This window comes from Acetatifactor aquisgranensis (assembly GCF_943193215.1).
Classification (GTDB): domain Bacteria; phylum Bacillota; class Clostridia; order Lachnospirales; family Lachnospiraceae; genus Acetatifactor; species Acetatifactor aquisgranensis.
Map to the genome: position 1 here is coordinate 197,744 of NZ_CALPDH010000004.1, position 21,472 is coordinate 219,215.

The following is a 21,472-nucleotide window of genomic DNA, read 5'->3' on the forward strand; positions in this document are numbered from 1 at the left end:
TGAAAATGGCTGAGTTTATTGAAATCATCAAAGCAATCATCTATGGCATTGTGGAGGGCATCACGGAATGGCTGCCGATCAGCAGTACGGGGCATCTGATTCTGGTGGAGAGCCTGATGCCGTTCAAGCCTCTGGAGAACGGCGTTGGCGTGAGCGAGGAATTCTTCGGGATGTTCGACGTGGTCATCCAGCTGGGGGCAATCCTGGCGGTGGTGGTGCTGTTCTGGAAGCAGATATGGCCCTTTGCCCTGACGAAGAGGGAGCGGGAGGCACAGGGTGCCGCCGGGGTGATGTCTTATTTTAAGAAAGATATCTGGATTCTGTGGTTCAAGATTCTGGTGTCCTGTGTGCCGGCGGCGGTCATCGGCATCCTGTTCGACGACGTGTTCGACGAACTGTTCTACAACCCTGCCAGCGTGGCGATCGCGCTGATCGTATTCGGCGTGGCGTTCATTGTGGTGGAGAACTGGAACAGGGGCAGAAAGCCCAGGATACGCAGGCTCTCCCAGATTACCTATCAGACCGCGTTCCTGATAGGGGTGTTCCAGCTGATCGCCGCCGTCTTTCCCGGCACTTCCCGGTCCGGGGCCACGATCGTGGGCGCTCTGCTCATCGGCGTGTCCAGGACGGTGGCGGCTGAGTACACGTTCTTCCTGGCCATCCCGGTGATGTTCGGGGCCAGCCTCTTAAAGGTGGTGAAATTCGGCTTTGCGTTCACCTCCATGGAACTGACGCTGCTGGGGGTGGGGACGGTGGTGTCTTTCATCGTGTCCCTGTTCGTGCTCCGTTTCCTTATGGGATACATCAAAAAGCACAATTTCAAGATTTTCGGCTGGTACCGCATTCTGCTGGGAATCATAGTGCTCTTGTACTTTGGTTTCAAAATTTCCTGAATTTTGTGCCGTTATCCATAATAACAGCCTGCTTTTTCCGTATCCTGCGCTTTTTTTCAAATTTATCCGGCGAAGACCACATGAGTTTGGTCAAAATGCTTGTCTAAATTCTGCTACAGGGCTGTTTTCTACATTATATAAATAAGAGAGAATATGCCCGCAGCCCCGGAAATCAAGGGCGCATCTGATCGGTATTACATGAAAATGTTGACATTTTTGCTAAAAGGGAATACAATAATCAAGGCAGGCAGGGAAAAAGAATGCCGTGCCTGCTGGTGGCAGATACATGGCAAAGAAGACAAGAGAAAGGAAGTAGGCAATTATGGCAGGAAGAAAATCCACGAAACCTGCGGCAAAGGCGACAGAAACGGCAAAGGTAGAAGCTATTGAACCCAAGGCAGAAGAGATAAAGACAGAAGTGATAGCGGAGCCCAAAGAGGCCAAAAAGGCCCCTGCAAAGAAGACTGCGGCAGAAACCGCGAAGGCGGCAAAGACGGAAGAGACCAAGGCGGAGGCGTCCAAGGCAAAGAAAGCCCCTGCCAAGGCAGCGGCGAAGAAGAATGTGGAGACAGTTCTGCACATTCAGTACGGCGGAAAAGCCTACGCGCAGGAGGATTTGGTGAATATCGCCAAGGATGTATGGAAATATGACCTGAAGCGCAAGGCCGGCGACCTGGAGAGCATAGAGCTCTATGTGAAGCCTGAGGAGAACAAGGTGTACTATGTGATGAATGGAGAGAGCGGAAGCTTTTCCATTTAATGCCTGTTGTCAAGACGGCTTGTACAAAGGGCGGCATCTGGACCTGTATCGATTGCAGGGGCAGGTGCCGTTTTTGTATTTAGATTTTTTTTAGAATTATTTTTCAGGAAATCGGTTGACAATGTATAGGGTAAGTGATATTTTATGGTTAGTAGATGTTAGCACTCCTCCTAAATGAGTGCTAATAATGAAAAAGGGAGGCGGCCTGGATGGAGCTGGATGAGAGAAAAACGAAAATCCTGCAGGCAGTCATCCGCAATTATCTGGAGACAGGTGAGCCGGTTGGCAGCAGAACCATTTCCAAGTATACCGACCTGAACTTAAGTTCCGCGACCATCCGCAATGAGATGGCCGACCTGGAGGAAATGGGGTATATCTTTCAGCCGCACACTTCCGCAGGCAGGATTCCCTCCGATAAGGGATACCGTTTCTACGTAGACACCATGATGGCCCAGAAAGAGCGGGAGGTGGTGGAGATGAGGGATATGCTGGTGGAGCGCCAGGACAAGATGGAGACGCTTTTAAAGCAGATGGCCAGGGTGCTGGCCCAGAATACCCGGTACGCCACCATGATATCCGCGCCCCAGACCAAGCGCAGCAAGCTGAAATTCATTCAGCTTTCCCGTGTGGACGCGGGGCAGCTTTTAGCAGTCATCGTGGTGGAGGGAAATGTAATCAAGAACAATATCCTGTCCGTGCAGGAGGAGCTGGACGACGAGACGCTGCTGAAGCTGAATATCCTGCTGAACACTTATCTGAACGGCCTGTCCATCGATGAGATCAATCTGGCCATGATAGCTGTCATGAAGCAGCAGGCGGGTATCCACAGCGCCATTGTCAGCGAGGTCATCGACGCGGTGGCGGAGGCAATCAGGGCGGAGGAGGACCTGGAGATTTATACCAGCGGGACCAATAATATCTTCCGGTATCCGGAGCTGGCAGACCAGCAGAAAGCCAGCGAGCTGATTAACACCTTTGAAGAGAAGCAGCTTCTGGGAGAGCTCCTGAAGGAGCCGCACACCCAGAGCGAAGAGACCGGCATCCAGGTATACATCGGCGCGGAGACGCAGGTGCAGAGCATGAAAGACTGCAGCGTGGTCACGGCCACCTATGAATTAGGCGGCGGCATGAAAGGGACCATCGGTATCGTGGGACCTAAGAGAATGGATTACGACAAGGTCGTAGGCACTCTGAGAGCCATACAGACCCAGCTGGATGAGCTGTATGGACCGGAAGAGGGAGCCGACAGAAATAAAACGAATGGAGGTTGACAATCGGGGATATGGCAGAGCAGGAACGTGACATGGAAATAGAAAAGGAACAGGAAGCCCCCGGGACAGAAGACGGGGAGGATGAGGGCTGCGAGGCACAGGAGCCCGAAAAAGGGGCCGAAGAGGACGTTCGGACGGACAACGCCGAGGAAGAAACGGAGCCTGCACCCCCGGAGGGAGAGGACCCGAAGACCTGGGCGGAGAAGCGGGCCGCCAAGAAGCAGGCGAAGCTGGACAAGAAAGCCCAGGGATACAAGGACCAGATCGACCAGCTGGAGGATAAGGTAAAGCGGCAGCTGGCAGAGTTCGAGAATTTCCGTAACCGCACGGAGAAAGAGAAGCACGCCATGTTCGAGACCGGCGCGAAGAGTGTCATTGAGAAGATGCTGCCGGTGGTGGACAATTTCGAGAGAGGGCTGGCTACGGTGCCCGAGGATAAGAAAGAGGATCCTTTCGTGGACGGTATGAACCGGATTTACAGGCAGCTGATGACAGAGCTTGAAAATATCGGTGTGAAGTCCATCGAGGCGGTGGGGCAGGAGTTCGACCCGAACCTCCACAACGCGGTGATGCAGGTGGAGAGCGAGGAGTACGAATCCGGCACGGTAGCCCAGGAGCTGCAGAAAGGATACACATATCGGGACAGCGTAGTACGCCATTCCATGGTGGCAGTAGTAGTGTGAGAAGATTTCATCATTTCAGAGATAGACAGAATAAATTCAGGAGGATATAAAAATGAGCAAGATCATCGGTATTGACTTAGGTACGACAAACAGCTGTGTGGCAGTTATGGAGGGCGGAAAGCCCACCGTTATAGCCAATGCAGAGGGAGCAAGGACCACCCCCTCCGTAGTGGCGTTCACGAAGACCGGCGAGAGGCTGGTGGGCGAGCCTGCAAAGCGTCAGGCGGTCACCAATGCGGAGAAGACAATCGCATCCATTAAGAGAGATATGGGTACTGACAACGGCCGCTCCATCGACGGCAAGAAATATTCCCCTCAGCAGATTTCCGCCATGATTCTGCAGAAGCTGAAGGCGGACGCCGAGAGCTATCTGGGAGAGAAAGTGGCAGAGGCGGTCATTACGGTTCCGGCGTATTTCAATGACGCCCAGCGCCAGGCCACCAAGGATGCGGGCAAAATCGCGGGCCTGGACGTAAAGCGTATCATCAACGAGCCCACGGCGGCTGCGCTGGCTTACGGCCTTGACAATGAGAAAGAGCAGAAAATCATGGTGTACGACCTGGGCGGCGGTACGTTCGACGTGTCCATCATTGAAATCGGCGACGGCGTCATCGAGGTTCTGGCCACCAACGGCGATACCCGCCTGGGGGGCGATGATTTCGACAATAAGATTATCCAGTGGATGCTGTCCGAGTTCAAGAAAGCGGAGGGCGTAGACCTGGCCAATGATAAGATGGCTATGCAGAGGCTGAAAGAGGCGGCGGAGAAAGCGAAGAAAGAGCTTTCCAGCGCCATGACCACCAACATCAACCTGCCGTTCATCACGGCTACCGCGGAGGGACCCAAGCATTTCGACATGAACTTAAGCCGCGCTCAGTTCGACGAGCTGACCCATGACCTGGTGGAGAAGACCACCATTCCCGTGCAAAACGCCATGAAAGACGCAGGGCTCACCAATGCGGACTTAGGACAGGTGCTCCTGGTAGGCGGTTCCACCCGTATCCCCGCGGTGCAGGATAAGGTGAGACAGATTACCGGCAAAGAGCCCAGCAAGTCTCTGAACCCGGATGAGTGTGTGGCAATCGGCGCTTCCGTACAGGGCGGCAAGCTGGCAGGCGATGCCGGCGCAGGCGATATCCTGCTTCTGGACGTAACGCCCCTGTCCCTGTCCATCGAGACCATGGGCGGCGTGGCTACCAGGCTGATTGAGAGAAACACCACCATCCCCACCAAGCACAGCCAGATATTCTCTACCGCGGCTGATAATCAGACTGCCGTAGACATTAATGTAGTACAGGGTGAGAGACAGTTCGCGAGAGACAACAAGTCTCTTGGACAGTTCCGGCTGGATGGGATTCCTCCCGCAAGGAGGGGCGTGCCTCAGATTGAGGTTACGTTCGACATCGATGCCAATGGTATCGTGAATGTATCCGCAAAGGATCTGGGGACCGGCAAGGAGCAGCATATCACCATCACCGCAGGATCCAATATGTCCGATGACGAAATCGAGAGAGCCGTGAAAGAAGCGGCCGAGTTCGAGGCCCAGGACAAGAAGCGCAAGGAGGCCGTGGAGGCCAGAAACGAAGCAGACTCTTTCGTGTTCCAGACCGAGAAAGCGCTGGGCGAAGTGGGCGACAAGATCAGCGACAGCGAGAAGTCCGCGGTTCAGGCCGATTTGGATGCCGTGAAAGCTGTTCTGGACAGGACAAAGGATCAGGAGATGAGCGACAGCGATGTGGATGAGCTGAAAGCGGCCAGGGAGAAACTGATGAACAGCGCCCAGAGCCTGTTCACCAAGATGTACGAGAACATGCAGCAGGCACAGGGCGGCGCGGCAGGACCGGATATGGGCGGCGCAGCGGGCGCGTCAGGCGGATCCGCTCCCGAGGATGACGTCATTGACGGAGACTTCCGCGAGGTCTGAGTGTGAGAAGACATTCCGGGGCCGCAGGACAGCGGCCCCGGGACTATGGGCTCGCAGGCGGACAGATTCGCGCTGCATCCTTTCATACAGGTCAGAATGCCGGGAGCAGCCATTTTCCCAGGTTCCCGCAGGGCATTGTTGGATATTTGAGATGAAATCTAAGTCAGCGGCGTGGAAATGTGCTGGCTTAGATTTTCTGTGGTAAGTATAATAATACGTATTTTCGAAGAGGTGTTTGCTATGGCGGAACAGAAGCGGGACTATTATGAAGTTCTCGGTGTAGATAAAGGAGCAGATGATGCTGCGATCAAAAAGGCCTATCGCGTGCTGGCGAAGAAGTATCATCCGGATATGAATCCGGGGGATGCGGAGGCGGAAAAGAAATTCAAGGAGGCTTCGGAAGCCTATGCCGTTCTGAGCGATCCGGATAAGAGACGGCAGTATGACCAGTTCGGGCATGCCGCTTTCGAAGGCGGAATGGGCGGCGGAGGCGGCTTCGATTTCAGCGGAGCGGATTTCGGCGATATCTTCGGCGATATCTTCGGAGACCTCTTCGGGGGAGGCGGCCGCAGCAGAAGCCGCAGCAATGGCCCTATGAAAGGCGCGAACCTGCGGACCAGCGTCCGGATTACTTTTGAGGAGGCTGTGTTCGGCTGCAAGAAAGAGATTGAGCTGAATGTAAAGGAGACCTGTAAGACCTGTAACGGTTCCGGGGCCAAGCCGGGGACCAGCCCCGAGACCTGTTCAAAATGCGGCGGCAAAGGGCAGGTGGTCTTTACCCAGCAGTCTCTGTTCGGGACGGTCCGCAATGTGCAGACTTGTCCGGACTGCCAGGGAAGCGGAAAAATCATCAGGGACAAGTGCACGGATTGCCGCGGAACCGGATATATATCCATGAAAAAACGTTATTCCGTGGATATTCCCGCGGGTATCGACAACGGCCAGTCCACGCGCATGCCCGGCCTGGGAGAGCCCGGCATCAATGGAGGTCCCAGAGGGGATGTGCTGATTGAAGTGATCGTGGGGCGGCATCCCATTTTCCAGAGGCAGGATTTCGATATTTACTCCACTGTCCCGGTCTCCTATGCGGTGGCGGCCCTGGGCGGCGAGATTCTGATCGACACCGTGGACGGTAAGGTCATCTATGACGTGAAGGCCGGGACCCAGACGGATACCAGGATAAGGCTGCGGGGCAAGGGCGTGCCCTCCTGGCGGAATAAGGATGTGCGGGGCGACCATTATGTGACCCTGGTGGTCCAGGTGCCCGATAAGCTCAAGCCCGAGGCCAAAGAACTGCTGCGTCAGTTCGACGAGTTGACGGGCAATACATTGAACGCCGTAAAGGCGGCTTCGGAGCCGGAATCAAACGATGAGGGAAAAGAGCACCACAAGGAAGGCAAGAAAAAGAAATTCTGGAAATAATTTATACTGGGATATAGATGCAAGGTTTGATCCGGGTCTGTCGTATTATATGTAAAGACATGGAAACCAAGGCATTTATAGACTGGGGGTATGTGAGGATGAAGAGAATCATTTCAATGGGAGCGGCGTTCCTGTTTGTTCTGTCGGCAGGCATGACTTCCTCCGCGGGATACCATGCGCCATGCGTCAGCCGGGTAATCCAGGGCAGCGGTCTTTGCTGGTATGGGGAGAACCGGGTTGGCGGGCATCATCTGTTCGGACATGAGGGCTGGACGGATTGTGGTGCCTGCGGCGTGGATGTGGGTGCAATCTGCAGCGGCTGGGGGAATTGCCATGACGGCTATGGGGCCGGGACGGCGTATTCCGGTCAGGGCATGGACGCGGCGCCGGAAAGTCAGCCATCAGTGAATCCGGCAGCGGAGAGCCAGCCGGCAGGGAATCCGGCGGAGGAAAGTCAGCCTGCAGCTGACCCGGCAGCGGAAAGCCAGCCCGTAGGGAATCCGGCAGCGGAGAGCCAGCCGGCGGCAGGGAATCCGGCGGAGGCTCAGACAGGGAACGGGACAGCTGCGGCAGGCGCAGGTTATCAGAATTACAATGGTGCGGGCTATGGCGGCGGAGGGCACTGCTACTCCGGCAGCTATACCACGGGCCATCACGGTTCCGGCCATCATGGCCGCGGCCACCATTAAGCAGTACAGGCAGGGATTGCCGCATGGCGCGGCAGTCCTTTTTGCGGTTTACGGATCAGTAAGGGGAATCCCCGCCGCCAGGGCACGGAGGCTGTGCAGGGACAGGGGAACGATTCTTAGGATAGCAAAAGGCGGTGAACCGGTGCGCAGTGAAATCGAGGTAGACCGTGCGGTGGAGCAGTATTCGGATATGATAAAGCGGATTTGTCTGTATCATCTGAAAAATGCAGCCGACACGGAGGATGTCTTCCAGACTGTATTTTTGAAATATCTGCTCTATGAGGGAAGCTTTGAGGGCCCGGAGCATGAGAAAGCGTGGCTCATCCGCGTTACGCTGAATGCGTGCAAGGACTATCTGAAAAGTTTTTTCCGCCACAGCGCCCTGCCTTTGGAGGAGCTTGCGGAGGAGGCGGCATCGATTCCGCCCAAACAGACAGAGGTCCTGGATGCCGTTCTGGCGCTGCCCGCGAAGTACAAGGATGCTATTTATCTGCATTATTATGAGGGCTACTCTGCCGGGGAAATCAGCCGCATTCTCGGCAAAAAGGAAAATACGGTCTATTCGCTTCTGTCCAGGGGGCGGACGATGCTGAAAGACGTGCTGGGAGGTGATCTGTGATGGGACTGGAGAATAAAGTTAGAGACGCTTTCGACTGCGTAAAGGCCGATGAGGGGCTGAAGGATGCCGCAAAGGAGTTCCTGAGGGATGCCAGACAGCGCGAAAGCTGCCCGGGCGCAAAGAGGCGCCTGCTCCATCCGGCGGCCCGGCTGGCTTTTGTGACGGCCTGCGCCATGCTGGCCGTGTTTCTGGGCATTGGCAGCTATGCTGTGCTGTGGATGCCGGTGGCCTATGTGAGCATCGATGTGAATCCCTCTCTGGAGCTGGAGCTGAACCGGCTGGACAGGGTCATCGATGTGAGGGCTTACAACGCGGACGGCGAGGAGATCGCCGGAAACATTTCGGTAAAAGGACTGCACTATGAAGATGCCATTGAGCGGATAGTGAGCAGCGAAAAGATGCGGCCCTATCTGACAGAAGACGCGGCGCTTACCTTTACGGTTGCCACGGCCAGCGCGCTGAAAGAAGAGAGGATGCTTGCGGAGATTGCCCGTTCCTCCGGCTGTCTGGAGCACGGAGGCAGCAGCGTGGGGGCGGACATGAGCCTGGTGGGAGAAGCCCATGAGAACGGGCTTTCCCTCGGCAAGTATCTGGCGTACCGGCTTCTGCTCCAGTACGAGCCCTCTGTCACGGTGCAGGACTGCCATGACATGAGCATGTCCCAGCTCCACGGTATGCTGGAAGAGCATGAGCATGGCATGGGTCATGGAGACAGCCAGGGAGAGCATGAGACAGGCCATGAAACGGAACACGGAACAGAGCATAAGGGACAATATGAGGGCGTGCAGGAAAGCGAATATCCGATGGAGTACGATGGCCATAAATCCGGCCACGGCCATTGAAATCCAGCGCCTCGTATACATCTATGGTGTCCGCAGCCTGATTGCCCCGGAGCTTTTCGATGAAATGGTACATGGAGTAAAAGTCCGAGTCCCCATGGCCGAAGTCCTTTCCGGAATCGTCCGGCTGCCAGGAGGGGATATAATTCCGGTTGATGCTGTCGTCATAGATTAAGGCGTCCATGTCGTGCCGGATGAAATCGTCGAAATCCGTGTAGCAGGCCATGTCCGGCTCCGGGCTGCTCTCTTTGTGGCGGCGCAGGCCCTCCTGCCACTTGTCACAGATGGCCACCAGCTTCACAGTCCCGCTGCGATAGCGGTTCTATTGTTGACAGAACGGCCCTGACAGGATATCATAGAATGTAATTATTTTGTACCGGACGGATTCTGGACGGGAAAAGGAAATCGGGGACAGCGCCGGGGCGGGCGCGGAGAATCGGAGCGGGAGGCGGCCATGGAGGATGGGAATATCTGCCGGTTCGGGGCGGATTTGCGAGTATGAAGAGTGGAAATAACGAGTTCCTGGGACTTTTATGTAAGCTGTACCTGGCGGCATTGCTGGTGGCGCTGCCCCTGTATACCGGGGAGGGGTATTGGTATCTGGGAAAGACGAAATATATGCTGTTCCAGAATATTTCGCTTCTCTGTCTGGGAATCTGGCTGGCGGCAGGACTTTCAATAGGCATCTGGTCCGCGGCGAAGCGAGTGGGGAGACAGACCCCGGAGAAAGGGAGCCTGAGGCCGGAGTTTAGCATGGCGGACTGGGCTGTAGCGGCTTATGGCGTCTGTGTGCTGCTTTCCGCGCTGGGCAGCGATTACGGAGATCTTGCGTGGACAGGCTACGAGGGCTGGTACATGGGGGCAGTCTCCCAGCTGCTGTTCGTGGGGATTTACTTTTTTGTGTCCAGGCGGTATGACGGGGGGCGCCTGCCTTTGTATCTGGGGGAGGCCGCGCTGTTTCTGGTGACTTTGTTCGGGCTGCTGCACCGTCTGGGGATAGACCCGCTGCGGCTGCTGATATACTGGAACTATCAGAACTGGGAATACAGCCACATGCTGTCCACTTTGGGAAATATCAACTGGCTGTGCGGTTATTACAGCGTGGCGCTGGCCTTTTCGGTGGTTCATTTCCTGAGAGAGGGGCGGCTGGGACGGAAGCTGCTTTTGTATGTGGTGAATGTGGCTGCTTTTGTGCTGCTGGGAGTACAGGGCAGTCAGGGAGGCCTGCTGATTCTGGCAGTCTGTGTGGCAGGATGTATGTGGCTGGGGAGAAAGAGCGCAGCCGTGCTGGCAAAGCTGTGGGCGCTGCTGGCGGGATTTTTCCTGTGCATGCCGCTTATGGGGCTGGGAATGAAGCTGCGGGGAAATAAGGCTGCCGTGGTGGCGGACGGAAATGTCTTCGCGCGCGTGGAGTGGTATGCCTGGATAATAGCCGGGGTGGTGTGCATCGCGGCCTGTCTGTGGCTGGCGAAGAAAGGGCATATCCTGGGGGACTGGATTCATCACCGGCTGGTGAAGATTGCATTTTTCGGCGGTGTGGCGGTCTGTCTGGCAGCGGCCCTGTTCGTCCTGTCCAGGCATGGCATTGATGACAGCTTTGGAAATGGCAGAGGGTTCTTGTGGCGCATCGCGCTGGAGGGCTTCGGAGAGGCGGATGTGAAGACAAAACTGCTGGGAGCCGGGCCGGACTGCTATGGGGTGGCTGTCTTCGGCAGGCTTGGCGCCGGGACGGATGTCTGGAAAGGGGAGCACTGGGAGGGGGCTGTCTATACCAATGCCCACAATGAATTCTTAAGCCAGCTGTGCAATGTGGGGATACTGGGGACGCTGAGTTATCTGGCTATATTCCTGGCGGGGCTGTGGCGCTATGGGCAGGGCTGCGGCTTTGGCTGTCCGCAGAGTATAAGCGACAGCCAAAGCCCTGCGCAGGGGCAGAGCGGCCGGCGGAGGCTTGCAGGAAGCGGGGACGGCAGCCGAAGCGGCCGGGGCGATGCGGCTTGTCTGTCCGGCCCGGAAGCATATGACCTCTGGACAGGACTTCTGGCAATCGCCATGTACGGAGCCCATTCCCTCATCAGTTTCCAACAGGTGCTGAACGCGCCGCTGCTTTTTCTGGTCCTTGGGATATGCGAGCACAGGATGCGCTCCCAATCGGGACAGCGTAAATAAAATATCACAAAATGGAGAACACAATCATGAAGTGGAAGAAATTCAAAATAAAGACCGTGACAGAAGCCGAGGATATCATCATCAGCGCCCTCTGCGACATCGGCCTGGAGGGCGCGCAGATCGAGGACAAAGTGCCCCTGACTGCCCTGGAGAAAGAACAGATGTTCGTGGACATCCTGCCGGAGGGGCCGGAGGATGACGGAATCGCGTACTTAAGCTTTTTCGTAGAGGAAAAAGAGGACGGCCGCCTGGAGGTCTGCGGGGAGCCTGTGGATGAGGCGGCTATCCTGGAGAGGGTACGGGGAGAGCTGCAGGAGCTGCGGCAGTTCTGTGACATCGGAGAGGGCGTAATCACAGTGGACGAGACAGAGGACATCGACTGGATCAACAACTGGAAGCAGTATTTCCACCAGTTCTATATAGACGATATTCTGGTAATTCCCTCCTGGGAGGACGTGAATGCGGAGGACAGGGACCGGATAGTGCTGCACATCGACCCGGGCACGGCTTTCGGTACGGGGATGCACGAGACCACCCAGCTGTGCGTGAGGCAGCTTCGCAAGTACATGACGCCTGCCGCAAGGCTGCTGGACGTGGGCACGGGCAGCGGCATCCTGTCGATTCTCTCTCTGATGTTCGGCGCAGGACACGCGGTGGGTACGGATCTGGACGAATGCGCGGTGGAGGCTGTGGCCGCAAACTGTGAGGCCAATGCCATCGATTCCTCCCGCTTTGAGATGTTCATCGGCAATATCATTACGGAGAAATCCGTGCAGGAGCGTGTGGGATTTGGCTGCTATGACATTGTGGTGGCCAACATACTGGCGGATGTGCTGGTGCCCCTGACCCCTGTTATCATGAACCAGCTGAAGCCCGGCGGAATCTATATTACCTCCGGCATCATAGACGATAAGGAGGAGGCCGTGGTGGAGGCCGTGAAAGCGGCAGGTCTGAAAGTGCTCGAGGTGAACCATCAGGGCGAGTGGGTCAGCGTGACGGCACAGAAAGGGCTCTGATTTTCCGGGGCTGTGTACCGCGAAAGGCAGCGCCTGATGCGGAAAGAACCGGTTATGGGCGGGAGGGACAGGGCTCTTGGGAAATGCTGCTGAGAGAAGTCATTGAGAGAAGTTACTGGAGAAAGTTTCTGAATAGAAACAGGAGAAAATCATGTATCAGTTTTTCGTAGATCCGGCGCAGATTTATATTTCCGACAAACGTGTCATAATAACGGGGGAGGATGTGAACCATATTAAGAATGTCCTCCGCATGCGGGCAGGGGAGGAGATTTCCGTCAGCAATGGCCTGGACGGCAGAGAGTACCGCTGCGGTATCCTTTCTCTCGGGGAGGAGGAAATCCTCTGCGAGCTTCGCTTCATGAAGGAGGACAGGGTGGAACTGCCCTCTCAGGTATATCTCTTTCAGGGGCTTCCCAAGGCGGACAAGATGGAGCTGATCATCCAGAAAGCCGTGGAGCTGGGCGTCCGTCAGGTGATACCCGTGGCCGCCAGCCGTTGCGTGGTGAAGCTGGACGACAAAAAAGCCGCGGCGAAAAGAACCCGGTGGCAGGGGATTGCCCGGGCGGCCGCCAAGCAGAGCAAAAGGGCCATCATCCCGGAAGTGACAGAAGTGTCATCTTTTTCCGATGCAGTCAGAGAGGCCTCAATGATGGATGTGGCGCTGATTCCCTACGAACTGGCCGAGGACATGTCCCGGACAAAAGAAATCATGGAGAACTTAAAACCTGGTACAAGCGTGGCAGTGTTCATAGGGCCGGAGGGAGGCTTCTCGGAGGGGGAGATTTCCCTTGCGGCAGAGAACGGAATCCGGCCTATCACTCTGGGAAAGCGTATTTTGCGGACGGAGACGGCAGGCCTTGCGGTATTGTCCTGGATTATGTATCAGCTGGAGTCCTAGAGGCGGTGCCTGTCCTGCAGACTTACCTTATGTCGGAGAAAATGTAATAAGCAGCAGGCAGTACAGGAGGAATCCGGGGAAGGGCAGTCATATTCCGTGCCTGAAAGAGCAGGCGCAGGGACATGGACAGCGGTTCCGGCATATGATAAGGTAAGATGACTGCAGCTATGGACGCGCTTTGCCGGGAGCGCCGTATGGAGAGCTGTTTGATTTGATAAAGGAGTAAAGTCATGGAAATCTATCTGGACAATTCCGCCACCACCAGAGTGTTCCCGGAAGTGGCGGAACTGATGACGAAAATCATGTGCGAGGACTACGGCAACCCGTCCAGCCTCCACATGAAAGGCGTACAGGCAGAACAATATTTGAGAAGCGCAAAAGAGACTTTCGCCAGAATCCTGAAAGTGAATGAAAAGGAGATTTTCTTTACCTCAGGCGGGACGGAGTCGGACAATATGGCGTTGATCGGCTGCGCCAGGGCGGGCGCCAGACAGGGGAAGCATCTGATTACCACCCGGATTGAGCATCCGGCCGTCCTGAATACCATGCGGTATCTGGAATCCGCCGGCTACACCGTGACCTATCTGCCGGTGAATGCCTGCGGCGTGATTTCCCTGGAGGATCTGCGCCGGGCCATGACTCCGGACACCATCCTGGTATCCGTCATGCATACCAACAATGAAATCGGATCCCTGCAGCCCATAGCGGAGGCGGGAACGCTGATCAAGCGCATGAACCCCCGCACCCTGTTCCATGTGGACGCGGTACAGGGCTTCGGAAAGGCGAAAATCTACCCAAAGAGGATGGGCATAGACCTGCTGTCCGTCAGCGGCCACAAGATTCACGGCCCCAAGGGCATAGGGCTTCTGTATATCGGCAGCCAGGTGAAGATTCAGCCCATTCTCCACGGCGGAGGCCAGCAGATGAACCTCCGCTCCGGCACGGACAATGTGCCCGGGATGGCAGGCTTCGCCCGGGCGGCAGAGCTTCTGGAGGCGCATTTTGAGGATGACGTGAAGCGGCTGTACCAATGCAAGAAATACTTCTGTGACGGCGTCAGAAAGCTGGAGGGCGTGAAAATCAACGGACTGCTGCCGGGGGAGCCGGACGGGGCAGGGACGGCTCCCCATATCGTCAGCGTGTCGGTGGAGGGCGTGCGCAGCGAGGTGCTGCTCCACGCCCTGGAGGAAGAGGGAATCTATGTGTCCGCCGGAAGCGCCTGCGCCGCCAGAAAGCCCCAGCCCTCGGCTACGCTGAAAGCCATCGGCGTGGAGAAACCCCTGCTGGAATCCACCATCCGATTCAGCTTTTCCGTCTATACCACCCAGGAAGAATTGGACTATACACTGCGGGCAATGTATGATAAAATTCCTGTGTTGCGTAAATATACCCGGAGAAGATGAGAACAGGCTGACGGGGAAAGTGCGTTTGAAAAATTTACAGTACAACCCGACTGCGGACCGCCGGCCAGGTACTTCCCCGGAGGCATCGCTGTAAATCCCGGCGGTCCGCAGTAAAGTAAGAAAGGATAAGATATGTTTACAGCGTTTTTGATAAAATATGCCGAAATCGGCGTCAAGGGGAAGAACCGCTATCTCTTCGAGGACATGCTGGTGCACCAGATGAAGCTGGCCCTGAAGAAATGTGACGGACAGTTCCTGATTCATAAGTCCCAGGGGCGCATCTTCGTGGAGGCCCAGGGGGAGTTCGACTTCGAAGAGGCGGTGGAGCGGCTGAAAAAGGTGTTCGGCATCTCCGGCATATGCCCTGTGGTATACGCGGAGGACGAGGGCTTCGGGAAACTGGCCGAGAGAATCGTGGCCTATGTGGACGAAGTCTACCCGGACAAGCATAAGACTTTCAAGGTCCATTCACGCCGTGCCCGCAAGGATTACCCAAAGGAGTCCATGGAAATCAACGCGGATCTGGGGGAGGCCGTCCTGAACGCCTATCCCGAGATGACCGTGGACGTGCACAGCCCGGAAATCCTGCTGAATGTGGAAATCCGTGAAAAAATATATATTTATTCGGAAATCATACCGGGTCCTGGCGGCATGCCGGTAGGTACGGGGGGCAAGGCCATGCTGCTTTTGTCCGGCGGCATCGATTCCCCGGTGGCCGGGTACATGATAGCCAAGCGCGGCGTGAAGCTGGACGCGGTATATTTCCATGCGCCGCCCTACACCAGCGAGCGGGCGAAGCAGAAAGTGGTGGATTTGGCCAGAATCGTGGCCGGATACGCGGGCCCTGTCTGGCTCCATGTGATCAATTTCACGGACATCCAGCTCTATATCCATGAGAAATGCCCTCATGAGGAGCTGACCATCATCATGCGCCGGTATATGATGCGGATTGCGGAGGAAATCGCAAAGGAGACGGATTGCCTGGGGCTGATTACCGGCGAGAGCATCGGCCAGGTGGCATCCCAGACCATGCAGTCCCTGGTTGCCACCAATGAGGTGTGCAGCCTGCCGGTGTATCGTCCTTTAATTGGATTTGACAAGCAGGAGATTGTGGAGGTGGCAGAGAAAATCGGGACTTTCGAGACCTCCATCCTGCCCTACGAGGACTGCTGCACCATTTTTGTGGCCAAGCATCCGGTGACCAAGCCCAATCTGAACGTCATCCGCCGCCATGAGCACAATCTGGACGAGGGGATAGAGGAGCTGGTGCGGATTGCCCTTGAGACGAAAGAACTGATTGTGGTAGAAGCGTGAGAAGAAGTTCTAAGGCCGCAAAGTACGCGCCCTAAGAACTTCTATGCTCCCAGTGTGAGAAGTGCGTTCACACGGAAGAATGCACAAGCGAGTCCTGTTCGTTTTGTGCATGGGCATTCTTCAGGCCTTGGACCGGTTCGGGAGTTTTGTTTGCTGTTGCGGGCGGCAGGTCTGGAATCAATGTGCTGATACAATAAAAAAGGCCTTCCGGGGTCTGTCCCGCAAGAGGCCTTTTTGTCTGTCTTCCTATGTACGCGCCGCGGGAACAAAGTCCTACGGTACGATGTAGGGTTTTAAGAACTCCAGTACTTCGTCTGCGCCTTCCTCTGTGTGGATGTTCAGATCGATGGGTTTGGACAGATCTAAGCTGAAGATGCCCATGATGGATTTTGCGTCAACTACATATCTGCCGGACACCAGATCGAAATCATAATCGAACTTGGAGATGTCGTTCACAAAGGATTTTACTTTGTCGATTGAATTTAAGAAAATTTGTACTGTCTTCATCTTCCTTGCCTCCTTTTCTATATCTTCCAGTCAACATATTAAAGGTTGGAGGCGCAAAAGTCAAGGCGAAAACAGTACAAAAAAAGTGGGGAATAATCATGAAAAGTGTGGCATTGTATAATTTGGGCTGCAAGGTGAATTCCTATGAAATGGATGTAATGCGGCAAATGCTTCAGGAAAAAGGATACCGTATTGTGTCTTTTGATGAAGCGGCCGATATTTATATCGTAAATACCTGCACAGTGACCAATATCGCGGACAGGAAGAGCAGGCAGATGCTGCACCGCGCCAGACAGCTGAATCCTGACGCGGTAGTGGTGGCCGTGGGCTGCTATGTGCAGACGGGAAGAGAGGCAGTTGAGGAAGATTCCGGCATCGACCTTGCCATCGGCAACAACCGGAAAAAGGACATCGTGCCGATTCTGGAGGAGTATCTGGAAAAACGGCAGGAAAGGGCCGGGGCCGGAGACAAGACGCTGCAGGGCAGTACCATTCTGGACATCGGCCATACTTACGATTACGAGGAGATGCAGCTGAAGCGGACGGCGGAGCATACCAGGGCTTATATCAAAATCCAGGACGGCTGCAACCAGTTCTGCTCCTATTGCGCCATTCCCTACGCCAGAGGCAGGGTCAGGAGCCGCAGGATGGAGGATATCCTGGAGGAGATTCAGGGGCTGGTGAGGGCAGGCTACCGGGAGGTGGTGCTCACTGGCATCCATATCAGCTCTTACGGAATCGATTTTGGGGAAAGCCCGCAGGAGGCGGGACAAGCCTCAGAGGCGGATGACGGACAGGAGAGGAAAGGCGCCGCGTACGCGGATGTCAGGCAGGAAAGGGGATGCGCTGCCGGCGCGGACGACAGGCCGATAGAAAAGAAACGGCAGCCAAGATATGACGGACACAGCAGGCTGACGGATCTGGTGGAAAGGATTCATGAGGTAAGCGGACTGGAGCGGATCCGCTTAGGTTCGCTGGAGCCCCGCATCATCACCCCGGAGACGGCCAGGCGGCTGGCGGCGCTCCCCAAGCTCTGCCCCCATTTCCATCTGTCCCTCCAGAGCGGCTGCGACGCTACCTTGAAAAGGATGAATAGACATTACACTGCCGGGGAATACTATAAAAGCGTGGAGATTCTGCGGCGGTACTTCCGGGAACCGGCCATTACCACGGATGTCATCGTGGGCTTTCCGGGGGAGACGGAGGAGGAATTCGCCTGTACCAGGGAGTTCCTGGAGAAAGTGCGGTTTTATGAGATGCATGTCTTCAAATATTCCAGGAGAGCCGGTACAGCGGCTGATTCCATGCCGGACCAGATACCCGAGCCGGTGAAGGCCAGCCGCAGCGCCGAACTGATAGCCATGCGGGAGCGGCAGTCCTGGGAATTCCGCAGACGGTACATAGGAAAAGAAGCCGAGGTGCTTCTGGAGGAGACCCGGGAGATAGACGGCGGCACCTACTGCATCGGCCATACAAAGGACTATGTAAAAGTCGCGGTAGATGTGACGGACCGTGCAGAAGGAGACGTACCGGCGATAAATACGCTGGCAAAAGTACGGGTCAGGGATTTCCTCACAGAGGAAATTCTGATGTAGCTTGAATTTTTGGAACAAATGAGTTATGATAAAGGGAAGTAGCGATGTTGATTGCTTTTGCGGCACATAAATCAATGGGAAGAGGAATCCTGAAATTTTGATGCAATATGTCCGCAAAGGCGGGCGGATAGGAGTCATGACATGCAGAAACTGGAAAATACACAATACTTCAAGGTTGACTCGGAACCTGCAGACGGAGCAAGGGCGGTGCTGGCTGCCGTATATGAGGCGCTGACGGAAAAGGGTTACAACCCGGTGAATCAGATTGTGGGGTACATCATGAGCGGCGATCCCACCTATATCACCAGCCACAAGAACGCGCGGAGCATGATTATGAAAGTGGAGCGGGACGAGCTGGTGGAGGAGCTGCTGACGGAGTATATCCATACGAAAGAATGGGAATAGGAAAAGGAGGCGCCCTATGCGCATAATGGGTCTCGATTTCGGTTCTAAGACAGTGGGGGTAGCTGTCAGCGACAGCCTGCTCATAACGGCCCAGGGGGTGGAGATCATCCGCAGGGAGAGGGAGGACAAGCTGCGCCGTACATTGGCCCGGATTGAAGAGCTGATACTGGAATACGAAGTGGAGGAAATCGTGCTGGGGCTTCCGAAGCATATGAACGCTACGGAAGGAGTGCGCGTGGAGCTGACGGAGCAGTTCCGGGAGAAGCTGGAGCGGAGGACAGGGCTGCCCGTCATCATGTGGGACGAGCGCCTGACCACGGTGGCGGCGGACAAGGCCATGATAGAGGCCGGCATCCGCAGGGAAAAGAGAAAGGACTATGTGGACAAGATTGCGGCATCCCTGATATTGCAAGGGTATCTGGACAACCGCAATAGGGAGAAAGGTTCAGGGAATCCTGCCGGATCGGATGAAGAGCAGGATACCCTCTGAGGACTTTGTTGGCACAGGGAAACGACTTAGGAGCGGAAATGGCGAAACAGGAGAAGATTACATTTCAGCCGGAGGGAGAAGAGCCGGTAGATTTTTACGTGCTGGAACAGACGAAGATAGGCGGAGTTGACTACATCCTCGTCACCGATGTGGAGGAGGGCGACGGCGATGCCCTGATTCTGAAAGATACATCCAGGGACGGAGAGGCGGAGGGCGTGTATACTATCGTGTCCGACGACGAGGAGCTTGCCGCTGTGGCAGGCGTGTTCGAGAACATGCTGGAGGATGTGGAGCTTGAGAGCGAATGAGCCGGAGAGGGGATTTTCTGCGCACAGCAGCCTGATCCGTGCGGAGTTGAAATATGGCGTTTTTTGACAAAGGAAAAGCAGAACAGCTGCTGAAGAGAAAAGGGCTAAGGGTCACCAGACAGCGGACAGCGGTGCTGGAGGCCATCGGTTCCCGCCCGCGGGAGCATCTGACAGCGGAAGAGATATTTGAGCTTGTAAAAGTAGACTGTCCGGACATCGGGCTGGCTACTGTTTATAGAACCATACAATTGCTGGGGAGCTTGCATCTGATTGACCGGATTAATTTTGATGACGGTTTTGTGCGCTACGAGATGGGGAGTGCTCTGGAGGGCACAGGAAAGCACCGCCATCATCATCTGATCTGTATCAAATGCGGTAGAGTGATTTCCTTTCAGGATGATCTGCTGGAGGAGCTGGAGAGGAAAATTGCTGCCACTACCGGATTTCGGGTTGTGAATCATGAGGTGAAGCTCTACGGCTATTGTGTAGAATGTGGAGGAGATTTGATTGAAGAAAAAAGAGAATAACAGCGGTTCCAGACTAAAGATAATTCCCTTAGGGGGCCTGGAACAAATCGGCATGAACATTACTGCGTTTGAGTACGAGGACAGTATTGTTGTGGTAGACTGCGGCCTGTCGTTCCCGGCGGACGACATGCTGGGCATAGACCTGGTCATCCCCGATGTGACCTATCTGAAGGACAACATCGACAAGGTAAAGGGCTTTGTAATCACCCACGGCCATGAGGACCATATCGGAGCGCTTCCCTATGTGCTCCGCGACATCAACGTGCCCATCTACGCCACCAGGCTTACCATGGGCATCATTGAGAACAAGCTGAAAGAGCATGAGCTTACGAAGCGGGTGAAGCGCAAGGTGGTGAAGTTCGGCCAGTCCATCAATTTAGGGCAGTTCAGGGTGGAGTTCATCAAGACGAACCACAGCATCGTGGACGCGGCGGCGCTGGCGATTTATTCCCCGGTGGGGGTAGTGGTGCACACAGGGGATTTCAAGGTGGACTACACGCCGGTCTTCGGAGACGCCATCGATCTGCAGCGCTTCGCGGAGCTGGGCAAGAAAGGCGTGCTGGCGCTGATGTGCGATTCCACCAACGCGGAAAGGCCCGGATTCACTCCCTCCGAGCGGACCGTTGGCGCCACTTTCGACAATTTGTTTGAGGAGCATAAGAATACAAGGATTTTCGTGGCCACATTTGCTTCCAATGTGGACAGGGTGCAGCAGATCATCAACAGCGCGTACAAATTCGGGCGCAAGGTCTGCGTGGACGGCCGCAGTATGGTGAGCATCATCGATACGGCCAGGAACCTGGGCTGCATCAGCATCCCGGACAATACGCTGATCGAGGTGGACCAGATGAAGGACTACCCCAATGAGAAGCAGGTAGTCATCACCACGGGAAGCCAGGGAGAGAGCATGGCGGCGCTGAGCCGCATGGCCAGCGGCATGCACCGCAAGATTAGCATCGGCGCCGGGGATACGGTCATCTTTTCCTCCAATCCCATCCCCGGGAATGAGAAATCCGTCACCAAGGTCATCAATGAGCTGATCCGCAAGGGGGCGGACGTGATTTTCCAGGACGCCCATGTGTCCGGACATGCCTGCCAGGAGGAAATCAAGCTGCTCTACGCGCTGATCAGGCCGAAATATTCCATTCCCGTCCATGGGGAGATCAAGCACCTGAAGGCCCAGGCGAAGATTGCTCAGAGCCTCGGCATTGAGAAGGACAATATCTTCATCCTTTCCTCCGGCGACGTGCTGGAACTGGACAAGGACCGCGCGGACGTGGCGGGCAGAGTCCCTGTGGGAGCGATTCTGGTGGACGGCCTGGGCGTGGGAGATGTGGGAAATGTGGTGCTTCGGGACCGTCAGCATCTGGCCGAGGACGGCATCATGGTAGTGGTCATGAGCCTGGACAGGGCAGGAGGGGAGCTGGTGGCAGGCCCCGATATTGTATCCAGAGGATTCGTGTATGTAAAAGAATCCGATGAACTGATAGAAGAAGCACGACAAATCGTAGATGAAGCCATCCGGAAATGTCTGGACCGCAGGGTGACGGACTGGGGGAAGCTGAAGAATACTACAAAAGATGCTCTCAGCGACTATGTCTGGAAGAAGACCAAGAGGCGGCCTATGATACTGCCGATCATTATGGAAGTATGAAGCGCGGGAATAAGTTTCAGGCGCATTCTCCCGGACTTGCATCGGTTCGCCGGGTGTTTATGACAACAGAAAACCTGCACTATGAT

At 55.5% G+C, this 21,472-nt stretch carries 21 protein-coding genes; 20 read left to right on the forward strand and 1 reads right to left on the reverse strand.

Annotation, left to right across the window (positions count from 1 at the left end):
• The first annotated feature begins 5 nt into the window (after nucleotides 1–5).
• The 14 genes from NFS35_RS05310 (at nucleotide 6) to thiI (ending at nucleotide 15,900) form a co-directional block, all read left to right on the forward strand.
• Nucleotides 6–893: an undecaprenyl-diphosphate phosphatase gene (locus tag NFS35_RS05310; protein WP_251206101.1), complete on the forward strand. Its 888-nt coding sequence runs from the start codon at nucleotides 6–8 to the stop codon at nucleotides 891–893.
• A gap of 322 nt (nucleotides 894–1,215) precedes the next feature.
• A complete protein-coding gene (locus NFS35_RS05315; protein ID WP_251206102.1) occupies nucleotides 1,216–1,653 on the forward strand; it encodes a DUF6465 family protein in 438 nt (145 codons plus the stop codon).
• Between the two features lie 209 nt (nucleotides 1,654–1,862).
• Nucleotides 1,863–2,924 (forward strand): heat-inducible transcriptional repressor HrcA, encoded by a 1,062-nt coding sequence (hrcA, locus tag NFS35_RS05320; RefSeq protein ID WP_251206103.1) that lies wholly within the window; start codon nucleotides 1,863–1,865, stop codon nucleotides 2,922–2,924.
• 32 nt (nucleotides 2,925–2,956) lie between these two features.
• Nucleotides 2,957–3,607: a nucleotide exchange factor GrpE gene (grpE, locus tag NFS35_RS05325; RefSeq protein ID WP_251206104.1), complete on the forward strand. Its 651-nt coding sequence runs from the start codon at nucleotides 2,957–2,959 to the stop codon at nucleotides 3,605–3,607.
• A gap of 52 nt (nucleotides 3,608–3,659) precedes the next feature.
• A complete protein-coding gene (gene dnaK / locus NFS35_RS05330) occupies nucleotides 3,660–5,531 on the forward strand; it encodes a molecular chaperone DnaK (protein ID WP_251206105.1) in 1,872 nt (623 codons plus the stop codon).
• Between the two features lie 240 nt (nucleotides 5,532–5,771).
• Complete coding sequence (gene dnaJ / locus NFS35_RS05335) at nucleotides 5,772–6,953, forward strand: molecular chaperone DnaJ (RefSeq protein ID WP_251206106.1); 1,182 nt, start codon at nucleotides 5,772–5,774, stop codon at nucleotides 6,951–6,953.
• Nucleotides 6,954–7,051: 98 nt separating this feature from the next.
• Nucleotides 7,052–7,642 carry a hypothetical protein gene (locus NFS35_RS05340; protein ID WP_251206107.1) on the forward strand — a complete coding sequence of 197 codons (591 nt, stop codon included), beginning with the start codon at nucleotides 7,052–7,054 and terminating at the stop codon, nucleotides 7,640–7,642.
• Nucleotides 7,643–7,784: 142 nt separating this feature from the next.
• Nucleotides 7,785–8,261: an RNA polymerase sigma factor gene (locus NFS35_RS05345; RefSeq protein ID WP_251206160.1), complete on the forward strand. Its 477-nt coding sequence runs from the start codon at nucleotides 7,785–7,787 to the stop codon at nucleotides 8,259–8,261.
• Entirely contained in the window at nucleotides 8,261–9,103 is an 843-nt protein-coding gene (locus NFS35_RS05350) for an anti-sigma-I factor RsgI family protein (RefSeq protein WP_251206108.1), read from the forward strand. The genes NFS35_RS05345 and NFS35_RS05350 overlap by 1 nt, the downstream gene beginning before the upstream one ends.
• 495 nt (nucleotides 9,104–9,598) lie before the next feature.
• Complete coding sequence (locus tag NFS35_RS05355) at nucleotides 9,599–11,269, forward strand: hypothetical protein (protein WP_251206109.1); 1,671 nt, start codon at nucleotides 9,599–9,601, stop codon at nucleotides 11,267–11,269.
• A gap of 26 nt (nucleotides 11,270–11,295) precedes the next feature.
• A complete protein-coding gene (gene prmA, locus NFS35_RS05360; protein ID WP_251206110.1) occupies nucleotides 11,296–12,285 on the forward strand; it encodes a 50S ribosomal protein L11 methyltransferase in 990 nt (329 codons plus the stop codon).
• 151 nt (nucleotides 12,286–12,436) lie between these two features.
• Nucleotides 12,437–13,183, forward strand: coding sequence for a 16S rRNA (uracil(1498)-N(3))-methyltransferase (locus tag NFS35_RS05365; protein WP_251206111.1), 747 nt, complete (start codon nucleotides 12,437–12,439; stop codon nucleotides 13,181–13,183).
• A 230-nt stretch (nucleotides 13,184–13,413) separates the two neighbouring features.
• Nucleotides 13,414–14,586: a cysteine desulfurase family protein gene (locus tag NFS35_RS05370; RefSeq protein WP_251206112.1), complete on the forward strand. Its 1,173-nt coding sequence runs from the start codon at nucleotides 13,414–13,416 to the stop codon at nucleotides 14,584–14,586.
• A gap of 132 nt (nucleotides 14,587–14,718) precedes the next feature.
• The gene (gene thiI, locus NFS35_RS05375) at nucleotides 14,719–15,900 is read left to right on the forward strand and encodes a tRNA uracil 4-sulfurtransferase ThiI (protein ID WP_251206113.1); all 1,182 of its coding nucleotides are present in this window, start codon (nucleotides 14,719–14,721) and stop codon (nucleotides 15,898–15,900) included.
• A gap of 273 nt (nucleotides 15,901–16,173) precedes the next feature.
• Here thiI and NFS35_RS05380 read toward each other — a convergent pair whose 3' ends face one another.
• The gene (locus NFS35_RS05380; RefSeq protein ID WP_251206114.1) at nucleotides 16,174–16,407 is read right to left on the reverse strand and encodes an HPr family phosphocarrier protein; all 234 of its coding nucleotides are present in this window, start codon (nucleotides 16,405–16,407) and stop codon (nucleotides 16,174–16,176) included.
• Between the two features lie 98 nt (nucleotides 16,408–16,505).
• Between NFS35_RS05380 and NFS35_RS05385 the strand changes: the two genes are divergently transcribed.
• From NFS35_RS05385 to NFS35_RS05410, 6 genes are all read left to right on the forward strand, one after another.
• A complete protein-coding gene (locus NFS35_RS05385) occupies nucleotides 16,506–18,002 on the forward strand; it encodes a MiaB/RimO family radical SAM methylthiotransferase (protein ID WP_251206115.1) in 1,497 nt (498 codons plus the stop codon).
• A gap of 141 nt (nucleotides 18,003–18,143) precedes the next feature.
• Nucleotides 18,144–18,407 carry an IreB family regulatory phosphoprotein gene (locus tag NFS35_RS05390; protein ID WP_251206116.1) on the forward strand — a complete coding sequence of 88 codons (264 nt, stop codon included), beginning with the start codon at nucleotides 18,144–18,146 and terminating at the stop codon, nucleotides 18,405–18,407.
• Nucleotides 18,408–18,423: 16 nt separating this feature from the next.
• Nucleotides 18,424–18,897 (forward strand): Holliday junction resolvase RuvX, encoded by a 474-nt coding sequence (gene ruvX / locus NFS35_RS05395; protein ID WP_251206117.1) that lies wholly within the window; start codon nucleotides 18,424–18,426, stop codon nucleotides 18,895–18,897.
• Nucleotides 18,898–18,935: 38 nt separating this feature from the next.
• Nucleotides 18,936–19,205 carry a DUF1292 domain-containing protein gene (locus NFS35_RS05400; protein WP_251206118.1) on the forward strand — a complete coding sequence of 90 codons (270 nt, stop codon included), beginning with the start codon at nucleotides 18,936–18,938 and terminating at the stop codon, nucleotides 19,203–19,205.
• 53 nt (nucleotides 19,206–19,258) lie between these two features.
• Nucleotides 19,259–19,732: a Fur family transcriptional regulator gene (locus NFS35_RS05405; RefSeq protein ID WP_251206119.1), complete on the forward strand. Its 474-nt coding sequence runs from the start codon at nucleotides 19,259–19,261 to the stop codon at nucleotides 19,730–19,732.
• Nucleotides 19,713–21,386: a ribonuclease J gene (locus NFS35_RS05410; RefSeq protein WP_251206120.1), complete on the forward strand. Its 1,674-nt coding sequence runs from the start codon at nucleotides 19,713–19,715 to the stop codon at nucleotides 21,384–21,386. Before NFS35_RS05405 ends, NFS35_RS05410 begins: the two co-directional genes overlap by 20 nt.
• Nucleotides 21,387–21,472: the final 86 nt, after the last annotated feature.

Coding starts and splice junctions, on each gene's coding strand:
- NFS35_RS05340 (WP_251206107.1), top strand. CDS start 7,052: ATGAAGAGAATCATTTCAATGGGAGCGGCGTTCCTGTTTGTTCTGTCG.
- prmA (WP_251206110.1), top strand. CDS start 11,296: ATGAAGTGGAAGAAATTCAAAATAAAGACCGTGACAGAAGCCGAGGAT.
- NFS35_RS05400 (WP_251206118.1), top strand. CDS start 18,936: ATGGCGAAACAGGAGAAGATTACATTTCAGCCGGAGGGAGAAGAGCCG.
- NFS35_RS05355 (WP_251206109.1), top strand. CDS start 9,599: ATGAAGAGTGGAAATAACGAGTTCCTGGGACTTTTATGTAAGCTGTAC.
- NFS35_RS05365 (WP_251206111.1), top strand. CDS start 12,437: ATGTATCAGTTTTTCGTAGATCCGGCGCAGATTTATATTTCCGACAAA.
- NFS35_RS05310 (WP_251206101.1), top strand. CDS start 6: ATGGCTGAGTTTATTGAAATCATCAAAGCAATCATCTATGGCATTGTG.
- ruvX (WP_251206117.1), top strand. CDS start 18,424: ATGCGCATAATGGGTCTCGATTTCGGTTCTAAGACAGTGGGGGTAGCT.
- grpE (WP_251206104.1), top strand. CDS start 2,957: ATGGAAATAGAAAAGGAACAGGAAGCCCCCGGGACAGAAGACGGGGAG.
- hrcA (WP_251206103.1), top strand. CDS start 1,863: ATGGAGCTGGATGAGAGAAAAACGAAAATCCTGCAGGCAGTCATCCGC.
- thiI (WP_251206113.1), top strand. CDS start 14,719: ATGTTTACAGCGTTTTTGATAAAATATGCCGAAATCGGCGTCAAGGGG.
- dnaK (WP_251206105.1), top strand. CDS start 3,660: ATGAGCAAGATCATCGGTATTGACTTAGGTACGACAAACAGCTGTGTG.
- NFS35_RS05385 (WP_251206115.1), top strand. CDS start 16,506: ATGAAAAGTGTGGCATTGTATAATTTGGGCTGCAAGGTGAATTCCTAT.
- dnaJ (WP_251206106.1), top strand. CDS start 5,772: ATGGCGGAACAGAAGCGGGACTATTATGAAGTTCTCGGTGTAGATAAA.
- NFS35_RS05350 (WP_251206108.1), top strand. CDS start 8,261: ATGGGACTGGAGAATAAAGTTAGAGACGCTTTCGACTGCGTAAAGGCC.
- NFS35_RS05405 (WP_251206119.1), top strand. CDS start 19,259: ATGGCGTTTTTTGACAAAGGAAAAGCAGAACAGCTGCTGAAGAGAAAA.
- NFS35_RS05370 (WP_251206112.1), top strand. CDS start 13,414: ATGGAAATCTATCTGGACAATTCCGCCACCACCAGAGTGTTCCCGGAA.
- NFS35_RS05390 (WP_251206116.1), top strand. CDS start 18,144: ATGCAGAAACTGGAAAATACACAATACTTCAAGGTTGACTCGGAACCT.
- NFS35_RS05380 (WP_251206114.1), bottom strand. CDS start 16,407: ATGAAGACAGTACAAATTTTCTTAAATTCAATCGACAAAGTAAAATCC.
- NFS35_RS05315 (WP_251206102.1), top strand. CDS start 1,216: ATGGCAGGAAGAAAATCCACGAAACCTGCGGCAAAGGCGACAGAAACG.